At 64.0% G+C, this 24,988-nt stretch carries 22 protein-coding genes; 14 read left to right on the top strand and 8 right to left on the bottom strand.

Going from position 1 to position 24,988, the window contains the following annotated elements; genetic code table 11:
* Positions 1–67: 67 nt before the first annotated feature.
* From LB515_RS11545 to LB515_RS11480, 14 genes are all read left to right on the top strand, one after another.
* Positions 68–1,111 (top strand): LacI family DNA-binding transcriptional regulator, encoded by a 1,044-nt coding sequence (locus tag LB515_RS11545; protein ID WP_224603665.1) that lies wholly within the window; start codon positions 68–70, stop codon positions 1,109–1,111.
* Positions 1,108–2,124 (top strand): Gfo/Idh/MocA family protein, encoded by a 1,017-nt coding sequence (locus tag LB515_RS11540; protein WP_224707783.1) that lies wholly within the window; start codon positions 1,108–1,110, stop codon positions 2,122–2,124. Before LB515_RS11545 ends, LB515_RS11540 begins: the two co-directional genes overlap by 4 nt.
* On the top strand, positions 2,121–3,722 hold the full coding sequence (locus LB515_RS11535) for an acyl CoA:acetate/3-ketoacid CoA transferase (protein ID WP_224707782.1): 1,602 nt from the start codon (positions 2,121–2,123) through the stop codon (positions 3,720–3,722). The genes LB515_RS11540 and LB515_RS11535 overlap by 4 nt, the downstream gene beginning before the upstream one ends.
* Positions 3,715–4,488 carry an enoyl-CoA hydratase/isomerase family protein gene (locus LB515_RS11530; RefSeq protein WP_224707781.1) on the top strand — a complete coding sequence of 258 codons (774 nt, stop codon included), beginning with the start codon at positions 3,715–3,717 and terminating at the stop codon, positions 4,486–4,488. Before LB515_RS11535 ends, LB515_RS11530 begins: the two co-directional genes overlap by 8 nt.
* A gap of 10 nt (positions 4,489–4,498) precedes the next feature.
* On the top strand, positions 4,499–6,010 hold the full coding sequence (locus tag LB515_RS11525) for an aldehyde dehydrogenase family protein (protein ID WP_224707780.1): 1,512 nt from the start codon (positions 4,499–4,501) through the stop codon (positions 6,008–6,010).
* A gap of 58 nt (positions 6,011–6,068) precedes the next feature.
* Positions 6,069–7,322, top strand: a complete 1,254-nt coding sequence (locus LB515_RS11520) for an ABC transporter substrate-binding protein (RefSeq protein WP_224631068.1) — start codon at positions 6,069–6,071, stop codon at positions 7,320–7,322.
* A gap of 123 nt (positions 7,323–7,445) precedes the next feature.
* Positions 7,446–8,405 carry a carbohydrate ABC transporter permease gene (locus LB515_RS11515; RefSeq protein ID WP_224707779.1) on the top strand — a complete coding sequence of 320 codons (960 nt, stop codon included), beginning with the start codon at positions 7,446–7,448 and terminating at the stop codon, positions 8,403–8,405.
* The gene (locus tag LB515_RS11510; protein ID WP_224707778.1) at positions 8,402–9,346 is read left to right on the top strand and encodes a carbohydrate ABC transporter permease; all 945 of its coding nucleotides are present in this window, start codon (positions 8,402–8,404) and stop codon (positions 9,344–9,346) included. Before LB515_RS11515 ends, LB515_RS11510 begins: the two co-directional genes overlap by 4 nt.
* A gap of 21 nt (positions 9,347–9,367) precedes the next feature.
* Positions 9,368–10,483: an ABC transporter ATP-binding protein gene (locus LB515_RS11505; protein WP_224707777.1), complete on the top strand. Its 1,116-nt coding sequence runs from the start codon at positions 9,368–9,370 to the stop codon at positions 10,481–10,483.
* 6 nt (positions 10,484–10,489) lie between these two features.
* Entirely contained in the window at positions 10,490–11,992 is a 1,503-nt protein-coding gene (locus LB515_RS11500; protein ID WP_224707776.1) for a GMC oxidoreductase, read from the top strand.
* Positions 11,989–12,750: a 3-ketoacyl-ACP reductase gene (locus LB515_RS11495; protein ID WP_224707775.1), complete on the top strand. Its 762-nt coding sequence runs from the start codon at positions 11,989–11,991 to the stop codon at positions 12,748–12,750. Before LB515_RS11500 ends, LB515_RS11495 begins: the two co-directional genes overlap by 4 nt.
* Before the next feature lie 6 nt (positions 12,751–12,756).
* Positions 12,757–14,385 (top strand): GMC family oxidoreductase, encoded by a 1,629-nt coding sequence (locus LB515_RS11490; RefSeq protein WP_224707774.1) that lies wholly within the window; start codon positions 12,757–12,759, stop codon positions 14,383–14,385.
* A gap of 10 nt (positions 14,386–14,395) precedes the next feature.
* Positions 14,396–14,713, top strand: a complete 318-nt coding sequence (locus LB515_RS11485; RefSeq protein WP_224707773.1) for a Dabb family protein — start codon at positions 14,396–14,398, stop codon at positions 14,711–14,713.
* A gap of 93 nt (positions 14,714–14,806) precedes the next feature.
* Positions 14,807–16,024 (top strand): MFS transporter, encoded by a 1,218-nt coding sequence (locus LB515_RS11480; protein WP_224707772.1) that lies wholly within the window; start codon positions 14,807–14,809, stop codon positions 16,022–16,024.
* A 10-nt stretch (positions 16,025–16,034) separates the two neighbouring features.
* Here the strand turns inward: LB515_RS11480 and LB515_RS11475 are convergent, their stop codons facing one another.
* The 8 genes from LB515_RS11475 to LB515_RS11440 all read right to left on the bottom strand — a co-directional run bounded on the left by LB515_RS11475 (position 16,035) and on the right by LB515_RS11440 (position 24,982).
* A complete protein-coding gene (locus LB515_RS11475; RefSeq protein WP_140842193.1) occupies positions 16,035–16,880 on the bottom strand; it encodes an EamA family transporter in 846 nt (281 codons plus the stop codon).
* Between the two features lie 7 nt (positions 16,881–16,887).
* Positions 16,888–17,805 (bottom strand): endonuclease/exonuclease/phosphatase family protein, encoded by a 918-nt coding sequence (locus tag LB515_RS11470; RefSeq protein WP_224707771.1) that lies wholly within the window; start codon positions 17,803–17,805, stop codon positions 16,888–16,890.
* Between the two features lie 108 nt (positions 17,806–17,913).
* Positions 17,914–19,467: a cation:proton antiporter gene (locus LB515_RS11465; protein ID WP_224707770.1), complete on the bottom strand. Its 1,554-nt coding sequence runs from the start codon at positions 19,465–19,467 to the stop codon at positions 17,914–17,916.
* A gap of 134 nt (positions 19,468–19,601) precedes the next feature.
* Positions 19,602–20,666 carry an ABC transporter ATP-binding protein gene (locus LB515_RS11460; RefSeq protein ID WP_140842199.1) on the bottom strand — a complete coding sequence of 355 codons (1,065 nt, stop codon included), beginning with the start codon at positions 20,664–20,666 and terminating at the stop codon, positions 19,602–19,604.
* Positions 20,667–20,692: 26 nt separating this feature from the next.
* Positions 20,693–21,484 (bottom strand): ABC transporter permease, encoded by a 792-nt coding sequence (locus LB515_RS11455; RefSeq protein ID WP_224707769.1) that lies wholly within the window; start codon positions 21,482–21,484, stop codon positions 20,693–20,695.
* Positions 21,481–22,395: an ABC transporter permease gene (locus LB515_RS11450; protein WP_140842203.1), complete on the bottom strand. Its 915-nt coding sequence runs from the start codon at positions 22,393–22,395 to the stop codon at positions 21,481–21,483. Before LB515_RS11450 ends, LB515_RS11455 begins: the two co-directional genes overlap by 4 nt.
* A 62-nt stretch (positions 22,396–22,457) precedes the next feature.
* Positions 22,458–23,564 carry an ABC transporter substrate-binding protein gene (locus tag LB515_RS11445; protein ID WP_140842205.1) on the bottom strand — a complete coding sequence of 369 codons (1,107 nt, stop codon included), beginning with the start codon at positions 23,562–23,564 and terminating at the stop codon, positions 22,458–22,460.
* 245 nt (positions 23,565–23,809) lie between these two features.
* Positions 23,810–24,982 (bottom strand): iron-containing alcohol dehydrogenase, encoded by a 1,173-nt coding sequence (locus tag LB515_RS11440; RefSeq protein ID WP_224707768.1) that lies wholly within the window; start codon positions 24,980–24,982, stop codon positions 23,810–23,812.
* Between the last annotated feature and the right edge of the window lie 6 nt (positions 24,983–24,988).

The following is a 24,988-nucleotide window of genomic DNA, read 5'->3' as shown; positions in this document are numbered from 1 at the left end:
CTCGGATTTGGATCGATGATTAGAACGTTCCAATAGATTTTCTCGAAACTTGGAGGACATGACGAGGATGGCCAGCCGGGCCAAGGCGACGATCCTGGACATCGCTCGCGAGGCCGGCGTGTCCAAATCGACGGTATCGCTCGTACTGCAGGGCAGCGGGTTGATCCGGCCTGAAACCGCGGTCAAGGTGCGCAAGGCGATCGAGGATGTCGGCTATGTCTACAACCGCGGCGCCGCCAATCTGCGCAAGGCCCATTCCAATGTCATCGGCATGGTGATCAACGATCTCACCAACCCCTTTTTCGCCGAGTTGGCGGTCGGCATGGAGCGCGTCTTCCAGGCGGCGGGCGTCGTCCCCTTCATCGCCAACACGGCGGAAAACCCGGTGCGTCAGGAAGAGGTGCTGAAGTCGCTGATGGAACAGGGCGTCGCCGGCCTGATCGTCTCGCCGGCGCGCGGCACCACGCCTGGTACCTTCCGCCGCATCGAGACGGCCGGCGTCCCGATCGTCTTCACCATGCGCAGGCTGCCGGACAGCCGCATTCCGGTGATCGCGCCGGACAATCATCGCGGCGCGGTGCTTGCCGCCGAACATCTGATCCGCAGGGGCCATCGCCGCCTGGCCTTCTTCGGCGGTTCATCCGATCTCGTTGTTTATCAGGAGCGCCTGGGCGGCTTCCTTGAAGCCTGCGAAACGCTCGGCATCCCAGCTTCCGACCGGCTGATCGTCGAGGGCGAAACCAGCCGCAAGGGCGGCATAGCCTGCCTGGAGACGGCCCTTGCCGTGCCGCAACCACCGACCGCGGCGCTGTGCTTTAACGATGCGGTTGCCTTCGGCGTCATGCTGGCATTGCGCAAACGCGGTCTCGAGGCGGGCGCAGACTTTGCCGTCGTCGGCTTCGACGACGTCGCCGAGGCCGAGCACTACAGCCCGGCGCTGACCAGCGTCGCCGTCGACACCGCAGGCCTCGGCGAGCGCGCGGCGCACGTCATGCTGAAGATGATCCAGTCGCGCACCACGCGCGCCGAGAACCATATCGGTGCCGTCAGCCTGGTCGTGCGGGAAAGCAGCGGCCCGGACCGCAACAGCCAAGTGGGAGACGCGGCGTGAGCGTGCGATGGGGACTGATCGGCGCCAGCACGATCGCCAGACAGTTCATGATCGATGCCATCCGCGCGCAGGCCGACGGCGAGGTCGCCGCCGTGATGAGTTCCAGCCCGGAACGGGCCGAGACCTATGCGAGGGAAAACGGCATCGCACGCGCCGTCTCGTCTCTCGACGCGCTACTCAACTCGGACATCGACGCGGTCTACATCTCGACCACCAACGAATTGCATCTCGAACAGGGGCTTGCCGCGATCAAGGCCGGCAAGCATGTGCTGTGCGAGAAACCGCTGGCGCTGACCAGCGCCGATGCGCGTGAGATGGTTGTCGCCGCGAAAGCTGCCGGCATCGTCTTCGCCACCAACCACCATTTGCGCAATGCCGGCGCGCACCGCGCCATGCGGGAGGCGATCGCCGCCGGCCGCATCGGCAAGCCGATCGCGGCGCGCGTCTTTCATTCCGTCTATCTGCCGGAACACCTGCAGGGTTGGCGCATAACCAAGCCCGAAGCCGGCGGCGGCGTTGTGCTCGACATCACCGTGCATGATGCCGACACGCTGCGCTTCGTGCTGGACGACGACCCCGTCGAGATTTCGGCCTTCACGCAAGCCGCCGGCATGGCCGGCGGCGGATTGGAGGACGGCGCCATGTGCATCTGGCGCTTCAAGTCCGGCGTCATCGCGCAGTCGCATGAGGGCTTCACCACGAAATTCGCCGGCACCGGCTTCGAGGTGCATGGCTCGGAAGGCTCGCTGATCGCCGCCAATGTGATGACGCAGAAGCCGGTCGGCTCGGTTCATCTGCGCAGCGCGAGCGGAGAAGAAGAGCTGAGCTTCGACCGCGAGGATCTCTACACCCGCTCGCTGCGCCACTTCCATGCCGCGATCCGCGGCGAAGGCCAGCCAGCCGCCACCGGCGAGGACGGCGTCTGGTCGCTGGCGTCGGCCGAAGCAGCACTGCAATCATCGAACACCGGCAAGGCCGTCGCTATCGACCCGCAACTTGGGGGCATCGCGTGAGCAAGCTCGTCTCAGCGGCCTATGCCGCCAGCCTGATCAAGGATGGCATGGTCGTGTCGGTGTCGTCGTCGAGCGGGCTCGGCTGCCCCGACGCCGTGCTTACCGCGATCGGCGAGCGTTTCGACGCGGAAGGCCATCCGCAGGCGATCACCACGCTGCATCCGATCGCCGCCGGCGACATGTACGGCATCAAGGGCATCGACCATCTCGCCAAGCCGGGCCTGCTCAAGCGCACGCTCTGCGGCTCCTATCCGTCCGGCCCCTCCTCAGCCGAGCCGCCGGAGATCTGGAAGATGATCGGCGACAATTCGATCGCCGCCTACAACGTGCCGTCCGGCATCCTGTTCGACATGCATCGCGAGGCCGCCGCCAAACGTCCCGGCGTGCTGACCAAGGTCGGCCTCGACACCTTTGCCGATCCGCGTCATCAGGGTTGCGCCATGAACGCCGCGGCCAGCGAGCCGATCGTCTCGGTTGAGCAGTTCGACGGCGAGGAATGGCTCTATTTCCGCGCCATCGTGCCCAACGTCTCGATCATCCGCGCCACGACGGCCGACGAGCGCGGCAACCTCACCTATGAGCATGAGGGCGCCTATCTCGGCGGGCTGGAGCAGGCGCTGGCCGCCCGCAACAATGGCGGCATCGTCATTGCGCAGGTCAAGCGCGTCGTCGAGAACGGCACCCTGAAGCCGCACGATGTGCGGGTGCCCGGCGTGCTGGTCGACCATATCGTCGTGGCGCCCGACCAGTTGCAGACGACGCAGACGCCTTACGACCCGGCGATCTCGGGCGAGATCTTCCGGCCGCTGTCGACCTTCCGCACGCCCGAGATGAACATCCAGAAGGTGATTGCGCGGCGCGTCGCCATGGAATTGCGCGACGGCATGGCCGTCAACATCGGCTTCGGCATCTCGGCCAATGTGCCGCGCATCCTTCTCGAGGAAGGCCAGCACGGCAAGGTCACCTGGGTGATCGAGCAAGGCGCGGTCGGCGGCGTGCCGCTGCTCGACTTCAAGTTCGGCTGCGCCTCGAACGCCGAGGCGATCATGCCCTCGCCGCACCAGTTCATCTATTTCCAGGCCGGCGGCTTCGACGCCTCGCTGCTGTCCTTCCTGCAGATCGACCGCCACGGCTCGGTCAACGTCTCGAAGCTCTCGGCGCGGCCGCATGTGACCGCCGGCGCCGGCGGCTTCGTCGACATCACCGCGCGCGCGAAGAAGATCGTCTTTTCCGGCTTCTTCAATGCCGGCGCGAAACTCTCGCTGACGGATGGCGCCATCCGCATCGACCAGGAAGGCAAGATCAAGAAGGTGGTCGCGGAGGTCGAGCACATCTCCTTCTCCGGCAAGCGGGCGGTCACCCAAGGGCAGGACATCACCTATGTCACCGAGCGCTGCGTGATGAAGCTGACGCCGGACGGGCTGATGGTGACGGAACTGGCGCCCGGCATCGACCTCGAACGCGATGTGCTGGCGCAGGCCGAGATCCCGCTCGCTGTGGCGAACGACCTCAAGGTCACGCCTGCGGCGCTTTATCAGGACCGGCCGATCGGCCTGTCGCTCAATGGCGGCGCTTCGCTCGGAGGCGCGCATGGCTGAGCTTGTCACCTTCGAGCGGGACGGCGCCGTCGGCATCGTCACGCTGCGCCGGCCGGAAAAGTTCAACGCCCTCGATATCCCGATGCTGCGCGCGCTCGAGACGGCGCTTGACCAAGCTGAACTGGCCGAGGGCGTTCGCGCCGTGCTTATCCGCGGCGAAGGCAAGGGCTTCTGCGCCGGCGGCGACGTCGAGGCGTGGGGTGCCATGAGCGCCGCCGACTTCCAGGTGCAATGGGTGCGCTACGGCCACCGCGTTTTCGACCGGCTGGCGCGGCTCAGGCAGCCGACCATCGCCGTGCTCTCCGGTCATGCGCTGGGCGGCGGGCTGGAACTGGCCGCGGCTTGCGATTTCCGCGTCGCCGAAACGCAGGTGAAGCTCGGCTTCCCCGAAACCTCGATCGGCGTCGTTCCCGGTTGGTCGGGCACGCAGCGCGCGGTACGCCGCTTCGGCGCACAGATCGTGCGCCGTATGGCGATCGGCGGCGAGATTTTCCTGGCACCCGACGCGCTCGCGCACGGCGTCGTCGACCGACTGGCCGAAACAGGCAAGGCTTTCGACGAAGCCAAAGCCTGGGCCGAAAAGATCGCCGAGCGCGGTCCGCTGGCGACGGAGGCCGCGAAGCTGATGATCGGCGTTGCCGAGGGCGAGGAAGATGCGGCCGCGACCGAGGCGCTGGCCAGCGGTTTCATTGCGCTCACCGCCGACCTCAAAGCCGGCGTCGGTGCGTTCAAGGCCAAGCAGAAGCCGGCCTTTTCGAGATCCTAGAGAAGACATGATGAACGCACAGCTCAACATTGCCATGCCGGCCGAGGCGTCTGAGGCGCCGAAGGCCTACAAGCTGCTGATCGACGGCAGGCATGTCGATGCCTGCGACGGCCGCAGCATAGAGCGCGCCAGCCCAGGCCACGGCTTCGTCGTGTCCTGTTATGCGCAAGCGGGCGCGGCGGAAGTCGAGGCGGCGGTGCAGGCCGCGCACAAGGCTTTCGAGACCGGTCCGTGGCCGCGCATGAGGGCATCGGAACGCGCGGCGGTTCTGCTGAAGGCTGCCGACCTGATCGAGACGCGGATGGAGCAGATCGCGCGGCTCGACGCGCTGGAATCCGGCAAGCCGATCGCCCAGGCGCGCGCAGAGATCGGCGGCGCGATCGACATCTGGCGCTATGCCGCTTCGCTTGCCCGCACGCTGCATGGCGAAAGCTACGCCAATCTCGGCGACTCCATGCTGGGCGTCGTGCTGCGCGAGCCGATCGGCGTCGTCTCGATCATCACGCCGTGGAATTTCCCCTTCCTGATCGTCAGCCAAAAGCTGCCCTTCGCGCTTGCCGCCGGCTGCACGGCGGTGGTGAAGCCGAGCGAGATGACGTCCGCTTCCACTTTCGTGCTCGGCGACATCCTGCTCGAGGCCGGGCTGCCGGCCGGCGTCGTCAACATTCTCGCAGGCTACGGCGCCGATGTCGGCGTGCCGATGGTCGTCCATCCGCTGGTCGGGATGGTCTCCTTCACCGGCTCGACCCGTGTCGGCAAGACAACCATGGCCGCCGCTTCCGATTCCTTGAAGAAGGTCTCGATGGAACTCGGCGGCAAGAACGGCCAGATCGTCTTCCCCGACGCCGACCTCGAGGCCGCTGCGGATGCCGCGGTGTTCGGCGGCTTCTTCAACGCCGGCGAATGCTGCAATGCCGGCAGCCGCCTCATCGTGCATGAGGCGATCGCCGACGACTTCCTCAACGCGGTCAAGGCGCTATCCCAGAAGGTCCGCGTCGGCGATCCGCTCGACGACCGCACCAAGGTCGGCGCGATGATCTCGGCCGACCATATGGAAAAGGTAGCCGGCTATGTGACGGCGGCGAAGACCGACGGCGGCAGCGTTTTCGCCGGTGGCGCGCGGCTTCCATCCAATGCCGGTCAATATCTCGATCCGACCATCATCCGTGACGTCACGGAGGATATGGCGATCGCGCGCGAGGAAGTGTTCGGACCGGTGCTGTCCGTGCTCACTTTTGAAACGATTGAAGAGGCATTGCGCATTGCCAACAACACGCCCTATGGTCTGTCTGCAGGGGTGTGGAGCGCCGGTATCGACACGTGCATGTCGGTGGCGCGCGGCGTGCGTTCGGGGACGGTTTGGGTGAATACGTTCATGGAAGGTTATCCCGAACTGCCCTTCGGCGGCTACAAGCAGTCCGGTCTGGGACGCGAACTCGGCAAACGCGCCGTCGAGGATTATACCGAGGAAAAGACTATCCAGTTTCATCGCGGCCAGCGCACCGGATGGTGGGTCGGCTGAGTTGGGAGACCCCGGCGGACACCCGCCGGTTCTGTGAATGCAACAAGGGAGGTAGTACATGTTGCGCAAACTGCTTATCGGAACGGCTCTTGCGACGAGCTTTGCGTTCTCGGCGCACGCCGCGGACGTCAAGGAAGTGCAGATGCTGCATTGGTGGACGTCGGGCGGCGAAGCGGCTGCTCTGAACGTGCTGAAGCAGGATCTGGCCAAGGAAGGCTACGCCTGGAAGGACGTGCCGGTGGCCGGCGGCGGCGGCGACGCCGCCATGACCGCGCTGAAGGCGATGGTTGCGGCCGGCAATTATCCGACCGCATCGCAGATGCTCGGCTACACCGTGCTCGACTATGCCGCCGCCGGCGTCATGGGCGACCTCACCGAGACCGCCAAGAAGGAAGGCTGGGACAAGTCGGTTCCGGCCGCCTTGCAGAAGTTCTCCGTCTATGACGGCAAGTGGGTCGCGGCCCCGGTCAACGTCCACTCCGTCAACTGGCTGTGGATCAACAAGGCGGTGATGGACAAGATCGGCGGCACCGAGCCGAAGACCTTCGACGATTTCGTGGCGTTGCTCGACAAGGCCAAGGCCGCGGGCGTCACCCCGCTGGCGCTCGGCGGCCAGAACTGGCAGGAAGCGACCATGTTCGATTCCGTCGTGCTGTCGACCGGCGGACCGGAGTTCTACAAGAAGGCGATGAACGACCTCGACGAAGAGTCGCTCAAGTCCGACACGATGAAGAAGTCGTTCGACAACCTCGCCAAGCTCGTCAAATATGTCGACCCGAACTTCTCGGGCCGCGACTGGAACCTCGCCACCGCGATGGTCATCAAGGGCGACGCGTTGGTCCAGGTCATGGGCGACTGGGCCAAGGGCGAGTTCCACGCCGCCAACAAGACCCCGGGCACCGACTTCCTGTGCTACCGCTTCCCGGGCACCGACGGCTCGGTGATCTATAACTCCGACATGTTCGGCATGTTCAACGTGCCGGAGGACCGCAAGGCCGCTCAGGTGGCACTCGCCACCGCCACTTTGTCGAAGAGCTTCCAGTCGGCCTTCAACGTCGTGAAGGGTTCGGTCCCGGCCCGTACCGACGTGCCTGATACCGACTTCGATGCTTGCGGCAAGAAGGGCATCGCCGACCTGAAGAAGGCCAATGAGGGCGGCACGTTGTTCGGCTCGCTGGCGCAGGGCTACGGCGCCCCGCCGGCCGTCGCGAACGCCTACAAGGATGTCGTGTCGAAGTTCGTCCACGGTCAGATCAAGACCTCCGACGAAGCCGTGACCGAGCTGGTCAAGGCGATCGACGACGCCAAGTAAGCCGTTGCTTGAACTCGGATCTCCCCCGCTTCGGCGGGGGAGGTCTCCCGTCGACAAGTGCGGGAAAGACCCTGGCGCGTTTCGCGCCGGGCGGTTTCCGACCAACCGGTACTGGACGAGCCTATGAGCACAGTTGCCGAAACCCGGATCAAGCTGACACCGGAGCATGACGCCCGTCCTGGCGCGTCGGTCCGGTCGCGGCTGCAGGATCTGCTGCCGAAGATCGTTTTGGCGCCGAGTTTCGCGGCGACGATCGTCTTCGTCTATGGCTTCATCCTGTGGACGATCTATCTGTCCTTCACCAATTCCAAGACATTCCCGTCCTATGCCGTCACCGGAGCCCGCGCCTATCAGCGGCTGTGGCGCTGGACCTTCGAGAGCGACCCGCCGTCGAGCTGGTACACCTCGATCACCAATATGGGCATATTCGGCTTCCTCTACATCCTGATCTGCCTGGCGCTCGGCCTGTTCCTGGCCATCCTGCTCGACCAGAAGATCCGCGGCGAAGGCGTGCTCAGGCCGATCTACCTCTACCCGATGGCGCTCTCCTTCATCGTCACCGGCGTCGCCTGGAAATGGTTCCTCGATCCCGGCCTCGGGCTGGAACAGACGCTGCATCAGTGGGGCTGGACGAGCTTTCATTTCGACTGGATCAAGAACAAGGATTTCGTCATCTACACCGTGGTGATCGCCGGCGTCTGGCAGGCGTCCGGCTTCGTCATGGCGATGTTCCTGGCCGGCCTGCGCGGCATCGACGGCGAGATCATGAAGGCCGCGCAGATCGACGGCGCGTCCAGCTTCCAGCTCTATCGCCGCATCGTCATTCCGCTGCTCAGGCCCGTCTTCCTGTCGGCCTTCATCGTGCTCGCGCATCTGGCCATCAAGTCCTATGACCTTGTCGTGGCGCTGACCAGCGGCGGGCCCGGCGGCTCGGCCTGGCTGCCGTCCAACTTCATGTATGAGTTCACCTTCAAGCGCAACGAGATGGCGGTCGGGTCGGCCAGCGCGGTGATCATGCTGATGACCATCACCGCCATCATCGTTCCGTATCTCTATTCCGAGCTCAGGGAGAAGTCGCGATGAGCGCTGTCGCTTCACCCGCCGGCCAGGCCGCAAGCGGCGCCCGCGCCAGGACGCTCAACCGCATCGTCATCTACGGGCTGCTTGGGCTGTTCGCGATCTTCTATCTGATGCCGCTCTTCGTCATGCTGGTCACCTCGTTCAAGACCATGGACGAGATCCAGAACGGCAACATGCTGTCGCTGCCGCATGCGCCGACTTTCGCGCCATGGATAAAGGCGTGGAGCGAAGTCTGCTCGGGCCTGACCTGCGTCGGCATGAAGGGCTATTTCTGGAACTCCATCAAGATGGTCGTGCCGGCAGTGCTGATCTCGACGCTGCTCGGTGCGCTCAACGGCTATGTGCTGACCAAATGGCGCTTCCGCGGTCACACGCTGGTCTTCGCCATGATGCTGTTCGCCTGCTTCATCCCGTTCCAGTCGGTGCTGTTGCCGATGGCCACGATCCTCGGCAGCCTCGGCCGCTTTGGTGTTACCTTGCAGAACGCCACGGGGTTCAACTTCGGTCTCGGCAATTCCACCGTGAACCTGGTCTTCGTCCATGTGGTCTACGGCCTCGGCTTCACAACGCTGTTCTTCCGCAATTATTACGAGGCCTTCCCGACCGAGTTGGTTAAGGCGGCACAGGTCGACGGCGCGTCCTTCTTCCAGATATTCCGGCGCATCATGCTGCCCAATTCGCTGCCGATCATCGTTGTGACGGTGATCTACCAGTTCACCAACATCTGGAACGACTTCCTGTTCGCCTCTGCCTATGCCGGCTCCGGCGACGTGATGCCGATGACGGTGGCGCTGAACAATGTCGTCAACACCTCGACCGGCGTCGTCGAATACAACGTCAACATGGCGGCGGCGATGATTGCCGCGCTCCCCACCCTGATCGTCTATGTCGTCGCCGGCCGCTATTTCGTGCGCGGGCTGATGGCGGGCGCGGTCAAGGGCTGACCACATTCGGAAGGAACGACCATGGCTTTTCTGGAAATTGATGGGCTGAAGAAGCGCTTCGGGAATGTCGAGATCCTGAAGGGCATCGATGTCGAGCTCGAAAAGGGCGGCTTCCTGGTGCTCGTCGGCCCTTCCGGCTGCGGCAAGTCTACGCTGCTCAACACCATTGCCGGCCTGGAGCAGATCACCGAGGGCGAGATCCGCGTCGACGGCCGCGCGATCAACGACCTGCATCCTTCGAAGCGCGACATCGCCATGGTGTTCCAGAGCTATGCGCTCTACCCGAATATGACGGTTGCCGGCAACATCGCCTTCGGCATGGAGATGCGCGGCGTGCCGGCGGCGGAACGCCAGGCGGCGATCGACAAGGTGGCGAAGATCCTGCAGATCGGCCATCTCCTCAACCGCAAGCCCAGCCAGCTTTCCGGCGGCCAGCGGCAGCGCGTCGCCATGGGCCGGGCGCTGGTGCGCGACCCAAAGCTCTTCCTGTTCGACGAGCCGCTCTCCAATCTCGACGCCAAGCTGCGCGTCGACATGCGCATCGAGATCAAGCGCCTGCACGCCACGACCGGCACGACCATTGTCTACGTCACGCATGACCAGATCGAGGCGATGACACTGGCGACCAAGATCGCCGTCATGCGCGACGGCGAGGTGCAGCAATTCGGCACGCCGGCCGAAATCTACAACAACCCGACCAACATCTTTGTCGCCGACTTCATGGGCTCGCCGGCGATGAACCTGATCCCGGCCAAGATCGATGCTAACGGCAGCGGGCTGTCGGTGGTTCTGGACCGCGAAGCGCGCCAGCCGATCGTGCTGCCGATGCCCGGCGCGCCCACCAGCCTTGCGGCCTTCAAGGACAAGCCGGTGATCTTCGGCGTGCGCCCCGAAGCGCTGACCGACCCGGAAGGTGCGGAACGCAACGGTTCGAACATCGCCACCGCCGACTGCCATATCGAAGTGGTGGAGCCGGCGGGATCGGATACTTTTGCCGTCACCAATCTGGGCGGCAAGGGCGTGGTGGCGCGGCTGAGAGCTGATGCGAATATCCAGCCCGGCACCAGCACGCCTTTGGCCTTCAACCTCAGCAAGGCGGTGTTCTTCGACCCGGCGACCGAGAAGCGCATCCTTTAAAAAGCTATGGCAAACCCGGATATCGTCATCATCGGCTCCGGCATCGGCGGCGCCACGATCGCCTCCGGCTTGGCCGGCAGCGGCGCCTCGATCCTGATCCTGGAGCGTGGCGAGCCGCTGCCCGCGACGCCGCATGCGCGCTCGACGCGCTCCATCTTCATCGACGAGCACTACCGGCCGAAGGAGATGTGGCGCGAGGCCGGCGGTGCCGCCTTCAACCCGGGCAACTACTACTATGTCGGCGGCAATTCGAAGTTCTTCGGCGCCGTCCTGATCCGTTACCGCAAGGAGGATTTTTCCGAGCTCGAGCATTTCGGCGGCGTCTCGCCGGCCTGGCCGTTTTCCTATGACGAATTCGAGCCATGGTATTCGAAAGCCGAGCAGTTGTTTCGGGTTCGCGGCACGCTGGGCGAAGACCCGACCGAGCCGTTCCATTCGATCCCCTATGCCTTCAAGCCGGTGCCGGACGAGCCGCCGATCGCGCGCGCCCGCGCCGAACTGAAGAGCCTTGGACTGCACCCCGCTTCGCTGCCGCTCGGCGTCGACATCGAGACCTGGCTGAAAGAAGGCAGGACGGGCTGGGACGCCTTCCCCAACACCGGCCAGGGCAAGATCGACGCCCAGACCGGACCGCTGACGGCGGCGCTTACAGACAAGAACATCCGCATCGAGACCGGCGCGCATGTCGACTGGCTCGAAACCGCGCCGGACGGCAAGTCGATCGCCGCCATCCACTACACCCAGAACGGCGCGCACAAGACGCTGTCGCCGAAGCTCGTCATCCTGTCCGCCGGCGCGATCAATTCGGCCGCCATCCTGCTGCGCTCGCCCTCCGCTACCGGCAACGGCCTCGCCAACAGCTCCGACCAGGTCGGGCGCAATTTCATGAACCACAATTCGAGCGCGATGCTGGCGATCGACCCGCGCCGCCGCAACACATCCGTCTACCAGAAGACGCTGATGCTCAACGATTACTACCTGTCCGACGGCAAGGACGGCAAGCCGCTCGGCAATGTGCAGCTGCTCGGCAAGATCGACGGCAACATGCTCAAGGCCAATGTGAAAACGATGCCGAAATTCATGCTCGATTTCATGGCCGGCCACGCCGTCGACTGGTACCTGATGTGCGAGGACCTGCCCGATCCCGAAAGCCGCATCATGGTCGATGGCAAGGAGATCATCATGCAGTGGCGGCGCTCCAACATGCAGTCGCTGGATGGCCTGACCAAGGTCATGCGCGAGAATCTTCGCGCCTGCGGCTATCCGATCGTTCTGTCGCGGCCCTTCGACAAGCGCACGCCGTCGCACCAATGCGGCACCGTGAAGATGGGCAACGACCCGGCAACATCGCCGCTCGACCCCTTCTGCCGCGCCTGGGACCATCAAAACCTGTTCGTCGTCGACGGCGGCTTCCTGCCGACATCGGCCGCCGTCAACCCGGCGCTGTCGATCGCGGCGCAGGCGCTGCGGGTTGCCGACCATATCCGCAAGACGGAGCTTGCCTCATGACCCGCCCGGCAGCCATCGTCACCGGCGGCGCGCGGGGCATCGGGCTCGCCTGCGCCGAGGCGCTGGCGGATGCCGGCTTCGACATTTTGATCGCCGATCTTGCGGAGAAGCCTGCAGCCGGACTTGCCGAAAACATCAATACGCGCGGCGCGAAGTTCGCTTACGCCCAATGCGACATCGCTGATCTCGCCGGCCATTCGAAACTTGTCGAAGCCGCAATCAACGCCTTCGCCCGCATCGATTGCCTGGTCAACAACGCCGGCGTCGGCGCCGTGGTGCGCGGCGATCTGTTGGAGCTGAAGCCGGAGAATTTCGACCGCGCTCTGGATATCAACCTGCGCGGTACAGTGTTCCTCAGCCAGGCCGTCGCCAAGGTCATGCTTGCGGCACCCGCAAACGCCGTCCGATCGATCATCACCATCACCTCGGTGAGCGCCGCCATGGCTTCGCCGGAACGTGCCGACTACTGCATCTCCAAGGCCGGGCTTTCGATGTGGGTGAAGAACCTGGCGCTGCGGCTCGCACCCGAAAATATCGGCGTGTTCGAGGTCCGGCCGGGCATCATCCGAACCGATATGACGGCTGGCGTTTCAGCCAAGTATGATGCGCTGATCGAGGACGGCTTGGTGCCGGCAAAACGCTGGGGCGAGGCCAGCGACATCGGCGCCGTCGTGGCCGCGCTTGCCTCCGAAAAGTTCGCCTTTTCGACCGGATCGGTCATCGATGTCGACGGCGCGCTCTCCGTGCCACGCTTGTGAGGAACCATGGCTGACTACATCATCGTCGGCGCCGGTCCGGCCGGCTGCGTTCTCGCCAACCGGCTGAGCGAGGATTCGTCCAATTCCGTTCTGCTTTTGGAGGCCGGCGGCAAGGACTGGCATCCGCTGATCCACATGCCGGCGGGCTTTGCCAAGATGACCAAGGGCATCGCCTCCTGGGGCTGGTCGACAGTGCCGCAGAGGCACATGAAGGACCGCGTCTTCTGGTACACACAGGCCAAGGTCGTCGGCGGCGGCTCATCGATCAACGCCCAGATCTACACGCGCGGCAATGCCCGCGACTATGACGCCTGGGAGAAGGAAGAGGGACTGGCCGGCTGGGGCTATCGCGATGTGCTGCCCTATTTCAAGCGGGCCGAGAACAACCAGCGCTTCGCGAACGATTTCCATGGCGACCAGGGGCCGCTCGGCGTCTCCAACCCGATCTCGCCGCTGCCGATCTGCGAGGCCTATTTCCGCGCCGGGCAGGAAATGGGCATACCGTTCAATCCGGATTTCAACGGCGCCAGCCAGGAAGGTGTCGGCTACTATCAGCTGACCCAGAAGGATGCGCGGCGTTCATCAGCCTCCGTGGCCTATCTGAAGCCGATCCGCAGCCGCAAGAACCTGACGCTCAGGACCGATGTGCTCGTCACCCGGGTCGTCGTCGAGAAGGGCCGCGCCGTCGGCGTCGAGATCGTCGACAAGCCGGGTGGCGAAAAGACGATCCTGCGCGCCGAACGCGAGGTGATCGTCTCGTCGGGCGCGATCGGCTCGCCCAAGCTCCTCATGCAATCAGGCATTGGCCCGGCCGATCATCTGAAATCGGTCGGCGTCACGCCGGTGCATGACCTGCCCGGCGTCGGCTCCAACATGCAGGACCATCTCGACCTGTTCGTCATCGCCGAATGCACCGGCGACCACACCTATGACAATTACGCCAAGCTGCACCGCACGATGTGGGCCGGCTTGCAATATCTGCTGCTCAAGAAGGGCCCCGTCGCCTCGAGCCTGTTCGAGACCGGCGGCTTCTGGTACGCAGACCCGACCGCCGCCTCGCCCGACATCCAGTTCCATCTCGGCCTCGGCTCCGGCATCGAGGCCGGCGTCGAGAAGCTGAAGAATCCGGGCGTGACGCTGAACTCCGCCTTCCTGCGCCCGCGCTCGCGCGGCACGGTGCGACTGAAGAGCGCCGACCCGGCCGACCACCCGCTGATCGATCCGAACTACTGGTCCGATCCTTACGACCGCGACATGTCGATCAAGGGCCTGCGGCTGGCCCGCGAGATCATGCGGCAGAAGGCGCTGCAACCCTATGTGCTGCGCGAGGTGCTTCCGGGTCCGAACCTGCAGAGCGACACCGACCTTTTCGACTATGCCTGCCGCAGTTCCAAGACCGATCATCATCCCGTCGGCACCTGCCGCATGGGCCACGACGCGATGGCCGTGGTGACGCCGGATTTGAGGCTGCGCGGCATCGAAGGTCTGCGCGTCTGCGATGCGTCGGTGATGCCGCGCGTTCCCTCCTCCAACACGAATGCGCCGACGATCATGGTGGGGGAAAAAGGCGCCGATCTCATCCTCGGCCGCGAGCCGCTGCCGCCGGCCGTGTTCAAGGGCAACCAGGCGGCATGAGGCATCAACGATGATCCGGCATTGCGTCTTTGTCCGCTTTCGCGACGACGTCCCTGAAATCGAGCGCGCGGCGATTCACGCTGATCTCGAAGCCTTGCGCGCCGTTATCGAAGGCATGGACAGGGTGCAGTTCAGCGCCAATGTCAGCCCGGAGCCGTTCGGGCGCGGCTTCGACCACGGCTTCACCATCGACTTCCGCGATGCCGCCGCGCGCGACGCCTACCTCGTTCACGAGGCGCATCAGCGCGCCGGCGCGCGCCTGGTCGCCGCGCTCGAAGGCGGCACCGACGGGCTGATGGTCATCGATCTGGAGGTGACGCAAATGTGACCGCTCGCCGGCTCAAATCCGGCGGCCGTCCCGTTCTCTTTTGCCCGCCCTGGAACATATCGTGCTTTCGGGGGATGCAAAAGGAGCACTGCCTTGAACCTCACCCCCGAGCAGAAGAAAACCGTAACCGCATCGTTCCTCGGCTGGACGCTCGACGCTTTTGATTTCTTCCTTCTGACATTCCTGCTCACCGATATTGCCGCTGAATTCCAGACCGACGTGCCGGCGGTCTCCAAAGCACTGTTCCTGACACTGGCGACGCGTTTCATCGGCGCGTTCTTCTTCGGCGTGCTTGCCGACAGATACGGCCGCAAGCCCATTCTGATGCTCAATATCGTCAGCTATTCGGTGATCGGCGCCTTGGCCGCCTTCTCGCCCAATCTCGGCATATTCCTGGCGCTGCGTGCCCTGTTCGGCATCGCCATGGGCGGCGAATGGGGTCTGGGCAGCTCGCTCGCCATGGAATCCATTCCGCCGAGCGCGCGCGGCACGGTCTCGGGTATCCTGCAATGCGGCTATCCGGCCGGCTATCTGCTGGCAGCGGTGGTCTACGGGCTGCTCTACGGGCAGAAGATCGGCGACTTCACCTTCGGTTGGCGCGCCATGTTCCTCCTGAGCTTCCTGCCGGCGCTGATCGTGCTCTTCATCCGCTCGCATGTGCCGGAATCGCCGGCCTTCGTCGAAGGCCGCGCCCAGACGCGGCCCGGCCTTTTGGAAACGCTGCGGAAGCACTGGCGGATCGCGCTCTACGCCGTGGTGCTGATGATGTTCTTCAACTTCTTCAGCCATGGCACGCAGGACCTCTATCCGACCTTCCTGAAGAAGCAGCACGGCTTCGACACGCACACGGTGAGCTGGATCACCATCGTCGCCAATATCGGCGCCATCGTCGGCGGCCTGGCCTTCGGCGCGCTATCGGAAAGAATCGGCCGCATCAACGCCATCACGCTCGCTTGCGTGATCGCCCTGCCGGCAATCCCGCTCTGGGCCTACACGACCACGCCCTTCATGCTGGCGATCGGCGCCTTCATCATGCAGGTCGCGGTGCAGGGCGCCTGGGGCGTCATCCCGGTGCATCTCAACGAATTGTCGCCAGGCTCGGTGCGGGCGACCTTGCCCGGCTTCATCTATCAGGCCGGCAATCTCGCCGCTTCCTATGGCGGTCCCTATCAGGCCGGTATCGCCGAAGCGCCGGGAGGCAGCTATGGCTATGCGCTGGCCCTGTTTGCCGGCGTGGTCGCCGTCTGCATCATCGTCGTCATCCGCTTCAGTCCGGAAAAGCGCGGCCAGGTGATGACCGTCCTCGGCTGAGGGTCTGTCTTCAACCCATTCTGAGCGCCGCGACGCCGGCAACGATGCCGAGCGCCGCGGCCGCGCGCCAGACGGTCATCTTCTCGCCCAGCGCCAGCACCGAGATCAGCATGGCGAACAGGATCGAGGTCTCGCGCAGCGACGCGACCGAGGCGATCGGCGCCTTGGTCATTGCCCACATCACGATCCAATAGGCCGCGCCGCTGAGCACGCCGGTAAACAGCCCGGCCTTCCAGTCGCGCGCCAGCACAGGCAGCGACCGCAGCCCGCGAAAGAAGATGCACAGCAAAAGCGCCCACGTCGCGTCGCAGACGAACAGCCAGGCCGCATAGCTTTGCGCGGTTGCCGCCAGCCGCGCGCCGCTGCCGTCGGAGAGTGTGTAGCTGGCGATGAAGATCGAGGTGCCGAGCGCAAAGCCGACCGCGCGCAGATTGAGCTTCTCCAGATGCGCCCCGCCCCGGAACGACATGACCAGCGTGCCCGCCGACAGAAGCACGATGCCGAGGATGGCGAACGGCGCCGGGACCTCGCCGATCAGCACGATGCCGCCGAGCGCCGAGAGCAATGGTGCGGTGCCGCGCGCCAGCGGATAGGTCTGAGCGAAATCGCCGGCCTTGTAGGCGCCGATCAAGAAAGTGCGGTAGCCCATGTGGAAGATCAACGAGGCGAAGATATAGGGCCAAACTTCGGCCTTTGGCACCTCGACGAAGGGAAGCGCGACCAGCGCCGCAAAGCCCATGCCGAGCGTCATCAGTGTGATCGACAGGAAGCGGTCGAGATGCACCTTGACCAACGCGTTCCAGATCGCATGCATGGCCGCCGCCGAAAGCACCGCCAGGACGACGAACAGCGTCATGCCTGCCTCACCTGCCCGCCAGGCCGGAGGCGATGCCTGGCATTTCAAGATCGATATCGACCCTCAGCGGGAAATGGTCGGAAGCCACCTCGCCGATATCGGCGCTCACAGAACGCACCCTCCCGGCCAGCATGCCGCCGACGAAGCAATGATCGAGCCGTCGTTTCGCCAGCCTGCCGTCGATGATCTTTTCGTGCGTGTGGAAATCCGGCCCCGGCTCGCCGGCGACGGCCGCGGCATCGACGAATCCGTCGATATAGGCAGCGCCGTGATGGTAGGGCGTATCGCCGACGATGCGCCGGTATTCGGCGCTGCCCGGCTCCATGTTGAAGTCGCCCAGCCAGATCGCCGCCAACGGGTTTTCCGGTTCCGGCTGGCCGTTCGACCAGTTGCGCTGCGGCTCGTCGTCGACGCCGCTCCAGGGGCCGCCGTCGGACGGCGCGCGGCGATGTTCGGCAAGCAGGTAATCGATCTGCTCCAGCCGCTCTTCAGCCGCGATATGCGCCAGATGCAACGAAAGCACCCGCACCGGTCCCGCCGGCGTGCGGATCATGCATTCGAGCGCCGCATTGCGGGTGTTGAGCGGCCTCAGCGTCCGCCGCTGCGGCAAAGTGTGCAGCCGCGACCAGACAATCGGCAGCTTCGACAGCACCATCGTGCCGAACTGCCGCCGCCGGTTTACGACGCGGCCATCACGCTTCTCGCTGGCATCCATGTCGAAGGCGGGGCCGTAGGCCGAGTAATAGCCGGGCAGCAAGCTGGACAGGATCTCGGGCTGGTCGTCCTCGTTGCTGCGTTGCCAATGCCGCTCCACCTCCTGCAGCGCGACGATGTCGGCGCCGTCCACCAGCCTGGCGCAGCGGCTGAGATCGTAGCGCCCGTCGCTGCCGTAGCCATACTGGATATTGTAGCTGATCAGCTTCATTGATTAACCGGCTCACTTCTGGTGATCGCAGTAGCGCCCCGCCCCTTGCGTTGCAATGCACCGGCGGGGCAAGCGGAATAGTCCAGTGGAAATCGGCGAACCGGCGCTCTAATAAGTCGTCAGCGGCTGGAAGCTTCCGGCGGGCGACGCCGCAAGTTCCGACCAGTCGATCTCCTCCTCCAGCCGGTGATAGGCTTCGTCGCCGATCGTGCCGTTGCTGCGCAGTTCCTCCAGCGTGTCGCGCTGCCGCTTGATGGCGTAGAGGCGCAACCGGTCGTATTCCGTCGCGGCCTGCGCGTCGTCGGGATTTTCGGCGATCCGCCGCTGCGCCTCGTACTGCTCGCGCACGACGGCGGCAGCCGACGAGGTCTTGCGGCTCAGCACATCGAGCGCGGCCTGCATGATGGCGACGCGCGCTTCGGCCACCTCGCGATCGATCGTCGTATCGCGCGGGAAATTGAGCCAGCGCAGCAGAACCTTCAGGCTCATGCCTTGCAGCACCAGCGTGCCGAGCACGACCGCGAAAGCGGCAAGCACGATCGGGTCACGCCCGGGAAAGCCGGCCGGCAAGGCAATGGCGGCGACCAGCGTCACCAGCCCGCGCATACCGCACCAGCCGACAAGCGCGGCACCGGCAAATGTCGGCGCATCCTGCTTTTCTTCCTCGCTGTCGTTGCGGGCAAACCATCGGATGATCGCGACATACCCCGCCACCCAGACGAGGCGCGCCACGATGACGACGGCAAGAACCGTCGCGGCGAAGACGAATGCCTCGCCTTGCCCATCGCCGGCCAGCCGGCCGATGATCGACCGTGCCTGCAGGCCCATCAGCACGAACGCCAGCACATTGAGCACGAACACCGCCGATTCCCAGACCGAATAGGCGCTGACGCGGCGTCTGGCCGACATGCGGCGCGGCGTGGTGCGCGCGATGGTGATGGCATAGACGACGATGGTGATGATGGCGGAGAGGCCGAGCTTGTCGGCAATGATCCAGACGGCGAAGGTTCCGGCGAACTGCACCACGGTGCTGCTTGCCGCGTCCTCGATGCGTGTCAGCGTGAGCCGCGACACTCGGCCGAACAGATAGCCGGCGATAACGCTGCCGACCGTTGCAAGCAGGATGACGGGCACTGCGTCTTTGAGCATGAGTGTGCCGATGGCGGCTGAAACCGATATCCGGTAGATCAGCAGCGCCGTGGCATCGTTGAGCAGGCTCTCGCCCTGCAGGATCGCAGTCAGACGGTGCGGCACCTTGAACTGATTGAGCACCGCGCTTGCCGCGACTGCGTCCGGCGGCGCGACGATGGCGCCGAGCGCGATCGCCGCCGCGATCGGCAGGCCGGCCATCTTCCAGCCGACAAAGGCAACGACCACCGCCGTGAAGACGACCGCGCCAAGCGCCAGCAGGGCAAGCGACAGCCGGTAGCGCTTCAGGTCGCGCAACGAGGTGTCATAGGCAGCGTCGAGCAGCACCGGCGCGATGAACAGCGCCAGCGCCAGTTCCGGATCGATCTCGATCGTCGGCGCGCCCGGCACGAAGGCAAGCCCAACGCCCGCAAGCGCCAGCAATGACGGGTAAGGTACCTCCAGCCATCGCGATACCGCCGTCAGCGCGACGGCGATGAGCAGCAGGACAAGGGTGAGTTCGAACAGCGCCATGGCTCATCGTAGCCATGGAACCAGGCGTTTGGCACTGCAAAAGTGAATGGTGAATGGTGAATGGGTATCATCAGAACATCTCAAGCTGTAGAGTGCTGATCGCCATTCACCATTTATTACCATTCACTCTTTCCCTAATGCAAAACCAGCATATCGCCCGACGAGAACGAGATGTCCGCCTTGTCGCCTACGGCAGGGGGCGGTGTCGCCGAGTTGTTGAACGTATCGAGCGATACCGTGTTGCCGCCGATGCCGACGCGCACGCGGATGACGGAGCCGAGGAAATGCACTTCGGCGATCTCGCCCGACAGGCTGGTGTCGTGGCCAGGCTGGCGCCCCAGCGAGATGGCTTCGGGCCGCAGCGCCAGCGACAGCGTGTCGCCTGACTTCGAGCCGTTGAGCTTGCCCTTGAGCGACACTTCCTGGGCGTTGACTTGCACCTTGCCGGACGCGGCGTCGGTGACCTTGCCTTCCAGCACGTTGAGCGTGCCGACGAAATTGGCGACGAATTTGGTGGCCGGCCGGTTGTAGATCTCGAACGGCGTGCCGACCTGCTCGGCCTTGCCGCCATACATCACCGCGATGCGGTCGGAGATCGACAGCGCCTCTTCCTGATCATGCGTAACGAAGATGGTGGTGATGCCGAGCTTCTTCTGGATCGATCGGATTTCCTCGCGCAGCGACACGCGCACCTTGGCGTCGAGCGCCGACAGCGGCTCGTCGAGCAAAAGCAGCTTCGGCTTTGGCGCAATCGCCCGCGCGAGCGCGATGCGCTGCTGCTGGCCGCCGGAAAGCTGGTAGGGATAGCGATCGGCCATCTGCGGCAGCTTGATGATGTCGAGCATCTCGGCGACGCGCCTGTCGGCATCGGCCTTCGGCATGCCACCGACCTTCAGCCCGAAGGCGATGTTCTGCGCCACCGTCAGGTTCGGAAACAGCGCGTAGGCCTGGAACACCATGCCGACATTGCGCTGGTTGGGCTTCAGCCTGGTTATGTCCTTGCCGCCGACGACGATCTTGCCGGCCGAGGGCTCCTCAAAGCCGGCGACCATACGCAACACCGTGGTTTTGCCGCAGCCGGACGGCCCCAGGAAGGAGACGAATTCGCCCGGCGCGACATCGAGATTGAAGTCCTCGACCACTGTTGTGGCGCCGAAGGATTTTCGCACATGCTGGATGGAGAGGAACGGCTCGGCCATGGCTTTTTTCTTTCGATGCTCTTCGCTCAGTTGGGGCGGTTCGCCGATCTTGGCGCGAAACGCGACAGAATCTGGATCAGGGACATGCAGCCCCAGGTTATCACGAAGGCGATGATGGACAGCGCGGCCGGTTCGTAGGCGCGATTAGCCACAAGGTTCTGCAGATACGGACCGAAGGCAGGGCGATTGAGCAGACTGGCCATGGTGAATTCGCCAATGACGATGGCGAAGGTGAGGAACGCGCCCGACAGCACCGCGATCAGCACATTGGGCAGAATAACCCGAGTGATGATCGTACCCCAGCCTGCCCCCAGAATCTGCGCAGCCTCCGTCAGCGTGCGAACGTCGATAGTGCGAAGACCGGTGTCCACGGCCCGGTACATATAGGGCAGCGCGAGTGCCGCGTAGCCGATGACCAGCAGCGCGTTCGCTCCCAAATTCGACCCGAGAAACGGCAGCGGCGAATTCGAGCCATACATTCTGATATAGCCGAAAACGATGACGATGGCTGGGATAACCAACGGCAACAAGGTGATGAACTCGACCACCGGGCGCAATTGGGGCAGGCGCAGGCGGATCCAATAGGCGGTTGGCACCACGATCAGCACACCCAGGAGAATCGTGAAGATGGCGACGACCACGGAAAATATGAAGGTAGCCTGAAACTGGCTGTCGCCCAGCACGACCTTGTAGGCATCGAAGGAATAGACACCGCGCCGCATGCGCAGCGAGAACTCGACTGTCGCGATCAGCGGTATGAAGAAATAGGCCGCACCGAGGACGAAGACGGCCCAGGCCCAGAATTTGCCAGCCTTCATTTGAGCCACCTCTCCGAGCGGGTCCGAAACCAGATGTAGAAGATGTTGGCAAGCCCGGTGATGAAGATCATGCCGAAGGCGATCGCATAGCCGAGATGGGCATTGTGCAGCACGTCGCCGCGGATCTGCGCATAGAGCAGGATCGGAACAATGTTAAGCGACGAGCCGGTCAGCGCATAGGCGGTTGCGATTGCTCCGAACGCATTGGCGAAGAGCAGGATGACGGTGCCCAGGAAGCTCGGCCAAAGCACCGGAATGACCACCATGCGCCAATATTGCGCCTGGGTGGCGCCGAGCGTGGCGGCGGCCTCGCCCCATTCCCGTTTCAGCCCGTCGATCGCGGGCACGATGATGACCACCATCAGCGGAATCTGGAAATAGACATAGGTGATCGTCAGACCCCAGAACGATAGCAGGTTGAAGCCATGCGCGTAGAGGTTCAGGCCGACCAGCGTGTTGAGCAAGACAGTGACGAGACCGACCCGCCCAAGCGTCGCGATGAAAGCAAACGCGAGCGGCACGCCGGCGAAATTGGATGCGACGCCCGAGAAGGTCAGTGTCGCTGAACGTATCCAGTCGGGCAGCCCGCCGCGCACGATGGCGATGGCGATGGCAAGGCCGGCTAAGGCGCCGATGAGTGATGACGCCAGGCTGACCTTTATCGAGATCCAATAAGCGGCAACGATGTTGGCCGAAAAGAGCGCGACGATGTTTGCGAAGGTGAATTCGCCTGCCTCATTCTGGAAAGCGCCCAGCATCAGATAGAGCGTGGGCAGGATCAGGAACATCACGGCGAAGATGAAGAAAGGCGTGACGCCAAGCCACTGCGTAGGCAGCCTCAGGCTCCGAGCCTCTGCCGGCGGCGCGGTCTTTCCCGCAATAGCCTTGTTGGAGAGCGAGAGATCGGTCATGCGCCGGTTACCGTTCTGAAACGAGGCCGGGCGGCTAGGGCCGCCCGGTCGATATCACCCTGTTACTTCACATTGGCGCCGACAGTGGCGTCCCAATTCTTGGTGATGGTTTCTTTGGCCTTCCCCTGCTCGTCGAGCGTCGGGAACACGGCGGAAGCGTACGACTCCGCCGGCGGCAGCTTGGCCAGCACGTCCGCCGGAATCTTGCCGTTCTTGGCGAGATCGTTGAAGCGGATCGGATGGCAGTAGCCCTTCAGCCAGCCGATCTGGCCTTCGTCGGAATAGAGATACTCCATCCACAGCTTGGCGGCGTTCGGATGCGGCGCAAAGGCGCTGATCGCCTGCACATAGACGCCGGCGACGACGCCGGTCTTCGGCACGATGACGTCGACGGGCGGGTTGCCCTTCAGCGTGTCGCGGCCCGAAAGCGCGTTGTAGTCCCAAGTGACGAGGATCGGCGTCTGGCCCTGGGCGAGCGTCGCCGTCTTGCCAATGACCGGCACGAAATTGCCGGCCGCATTGAGCTTCTTGAAGTATTCGAGGCCGGCGGTGCCCGCGGCTTCACCAGCAGCGGCGCCACCAGAAAGGCCTGCAGCATAAACGGCCTGAATGGCTTGGTTCGAAGCACGCGGATCGCCGGCAAGCGCGACCGAGTTGGCGAATTCCGGCTTCTGCAGGTCAGCCCAGTCGGTCGGCGATTCCTTGACCAGATCCTTGTTCACCTCGAAGGCGAGCACGCCGTAATAATCGCCGTACCAGGCACCATCGGCATCCTTGGCGCTGTCCGGGATCGAGTCCCAGGTCGACACCTTGTAGGGCATCAGTAGGCCGTCTTTCTTGGCGGTCGGGCCGAAGGACAGGCCGACGTCGATGACGTCAGGCGCCTGCGGGCCCTTGTTGTCCTTGTTGGCCTTGATCGCCTCGACCTCGTCGCCCGAGCCGGCGTCGGGATTGAGCTCGTTGATGGTGATCCCCGGATACTTAGCCTTGAAACCGTCGATCACTGCCCCGTAGCCACACCAGTCATGCGGAAGCGCGATGGTGGTGAGCTGGCCTTCAGCCTTCGCGGCCTTGACGAGATCGTCCAGCGAATCCGCGGACGAAATCACCGTCGACGCAAAGAGCGCCGCGGCCGAGAGGGAAAGCACTTTCCCCGTGAACTTGAACATGTGTTCTCTCCGTTGAACTGGCGCGTTTAGCGCCTGCGATGCGGGTATCGTTTTCGTGTGACAGCCGGATGAAGGCTTTTTGAAACCCGATCCCCGCGGCGAAAAAAGTTAACTCTTTTTAACGGACTGTAGCAATTAGCCCGCGCTTAATTTTCCGGCTAATGGTTATTCACCTTGCCCTTTGCCCTCTCCCTTCCCCTTTGGAACGCCTCTTCAGTCAACTCTTCGGCATTGAAAGCCGGCTCTCAGACGGAGCCGGCGATCGCATTTTCGAGCAGCGTCAGCGCCGCCTTCTTGGTGAGCTTGACCGGGTTGCCGCCGGCGGTCGGGTCGACCACCGCCATGTCGGCGATCAGCGTCTTGCGCTTCTTGTCCATGTCGAGGCCCTTGATCAGGCCGGGCAACGCATGCGGCACCTTGAGTTCCTTGCGCAGCTTGACGATCGCCTTGGCGAAGCCGTCGAAGCCGCCCTTGATGCCGCAATAGGCGGCGAGCCTGGCGATACGCTCGTCGATCGCCTCGCGGTTGAAGGCCAGCACATAAGGCATGAACACGGCATTGGTCATGCCGTGATGAGTGTCGTAGAGCGCGCCGATCGGATGCGACAGCGAATGGATGGCGCCCAGCCCCTTCTGGAAGGCGGCAGCGCCCATGGCGGCGGCGCTCATCATATGGGCGCGGGCAACCAGATCCTTGCCGTTGACGAAAGCCTTGGGCAGGTTCTCAAACACCAGCCGGATACCTTCCACCGCGATGCCGTCGGCCATCGGGTGATAGCCCGGCGCGCAATAGGCCTCCAGGCAATGCGCAAGCGCATCCATGCCGGTGCCGGCGGTGATGAAGGCCGGCATGCCGACCGACAGCTCCGGATCGGCAATGACGATCGCCGGCAAAAGCTTCGGATGGAAGATGACCTTCTTGGTGTGGGTCTCCTCATTGGTGATGACGCCGGCGCGGCCGACCTCGGAGCCGGTTCCCGCCGTGGTCGGTACCGCGATGATCGGCGCGATCGCGTCCGAGTTGGCCCTGGTCCACCAGTCACCGACATCCTCGAAATCCCATACCGGGCGCGTTTGCCCGGCCTGGAAGGCGATCAGCTTGCCGAGATCGAGCGCCGAGCCGCCGCCGAAGGCGATGACACCGTCATGCTTGCCCTTCTTGAACACGGCGATGCCGGCCGTGAGATTGGACTCGACCGGGTTCGGCTTCACCTCCGAAAAAACGCCGTAGGGGACCTTGGCGTCGTCGAGGATCTTCAGCGTCGAAGCGACGACCGGAAGTTTTGCCAGGCCCGGGTCGGTGACGAAGAGCGGGCGCTTGATGCCCGCGGCAGCCAGCACGTCCGGCAGTTCCTTGATACGCCCGGCGCCGAAACGGACGGTGGTGGGGTAGTTCCATTTGGAGATCAGCTTGGACATGTCTTG

Origin of the sequence: Mesorhizobium sp. CA15, from assembly GCF_020165215.1 — a bacterium.
Lineage (GTDB): Bacteria > Pseudomonadota > Alphaproteobacteria > Rhizobiales > Rhizobiaceae > Mesorhizobium.
Note: the sequence above shows the minus strand (reverse complement) of the source record. Positions and strands in the feature narration are given on the sequence as shown.

Excerpts from the sequence above, each read along its gene's own strand:
- LB515_RS11510 (WP_224707778.1), top strand. The coding sequence starts at position 8,402 with ATGAGCGCTGTCGCTTCACCCGCCGGCCAGGCCGCAAGCGGCGCCCGC.
- LB515_RS11530 (WP_224707781.1), top strand. The coding sequence starts at position 3,715 with ATGGCTGAGCTTGTCACCTTCGAGCGGGACGGCGCCGTCGGCATCGTC.
- LB515_RS11455 (WP_224707769.1), bottom strand. The coding sequence starts at position 21,484 with ATGAAGGCTGGCAAATTCTGGGCCTGGGCCGTCTTCGTCCTCGGTGCG.
- LB515_RS11500 (WP_224707776.1), top strand. The coding sequence starts at position 10,490 with ATGGCAAACCCGGATATCGTCATCATCGGCTCCGGCATCGGCGGCGCC.
- LB515_RS11440 (WP_224707768.1), bottom strand. The coding sequence starts at position 24,982 with ATGTCCAAGCTGATCTCCAAATGGAACTACCCCACCACCGTCCGTTTC.
- LB515_RS11495 (WP_224707775.1), top strand. The coding sequence starts at position 11,989 with ATGACCCGCCCGGCAGCCATCGTCACCGGCGGCGCGCGGGGCATCGGG.
- LB515_RS11485 (WP_224707773.1), top strand. The coding sequence starts at position 14,396 with ATGATCCGGCATTGCGTCTTTGTCCGCTTTCGCGACGACGTCCCTGAA.
- LB515_RS11515 (WP_224707779.1), top strand. The coding sequence starts at position 7,446 with ATGAGCACAGTTGCCGAAACCCGGATCAAGCTGACACCGGAGCATGAC.
- LB515_RS11450 (WP_140842203.1), bottom strand. The coding sequence starts at position 22,395 with ATGACCGATCTCTCGCTCTCCAACAAGGCTATTGCGGGAAAGACCGCG.
- LB515_RS11475 (WP_140842193.1), bottom strand. The coding sequence starts at position 16,880 with ATGACGCTGTTCGTCGTCCTGGCGGTGCTTTCGGCGGCGGCCATGCAT.
- LB515_RS11520 (WP_224631068.1), top strand. The coding sequence starts at position 6,069 with ATGTTGCGCAAACTGCTTATCGGAACGGCTCTTGCGACGAGCTTTGCG.
- LB515_RS11545 (WP_224603665.1), top strand. The coding sequence starts at position 68 with ATGGCCAGCCGGGCCAAGGCGACGATCCTGGACATCGCTCGCGAGGCC.
- LB515_RS11445 (WP_140842205.1), bottom strand. The coding sequence starts at position 23,564 with ATGTTCAAGTTCACGGGGAAAGTGCTTTCCCTCTCGGCCGCGGCGCTC.
- LB515_RS11490 (WP_224707774.1), top strand. The coding sequence starts at position 12,757 with ATGGCTGACTACATCATCGTCGGCGCCGGTCCGGCCGGCTGCGTTCTC.
- LB515_RS11525 (WP_224707780.1), top strand. The coding sequence starts at position 4,499 with ATGAACGCACAGCTCAACATTGCCATGCCGGCCGAGGCGTCTGAGGCG.
- LB515_RS11470 (WP_224707771.1), bottom strand. The coding sequence starts at position 17,805 with ATGAAGCTGATCAGCTACAATATCCAGTATGGCTACGGCAGCGACGGG.
- LB515_RS11465 (WP_224707770.1), bottom strand. The coding sequence starts at position 19,467 with ATGGCGCTGTTCGAACTCACCCTTGTCCTGCTGCTCATCGCCGTCGCG.
- LB515_RS11505 (WP_224707777.1), top strand. The coding sequence starts at position 9,368 with ATGGCTTTTCTGGAAATTGATGGGCTGAAGAAGCGCTTCGGGAATGTC.
- LB515_RS11460 (WP_140842199.1), bottom strand. The coding sequence starts at position 20,666 with ATGGCCGAGCCGTTCCTCTCCATCCAGCATGTGCGAAAATCCTTCGGC.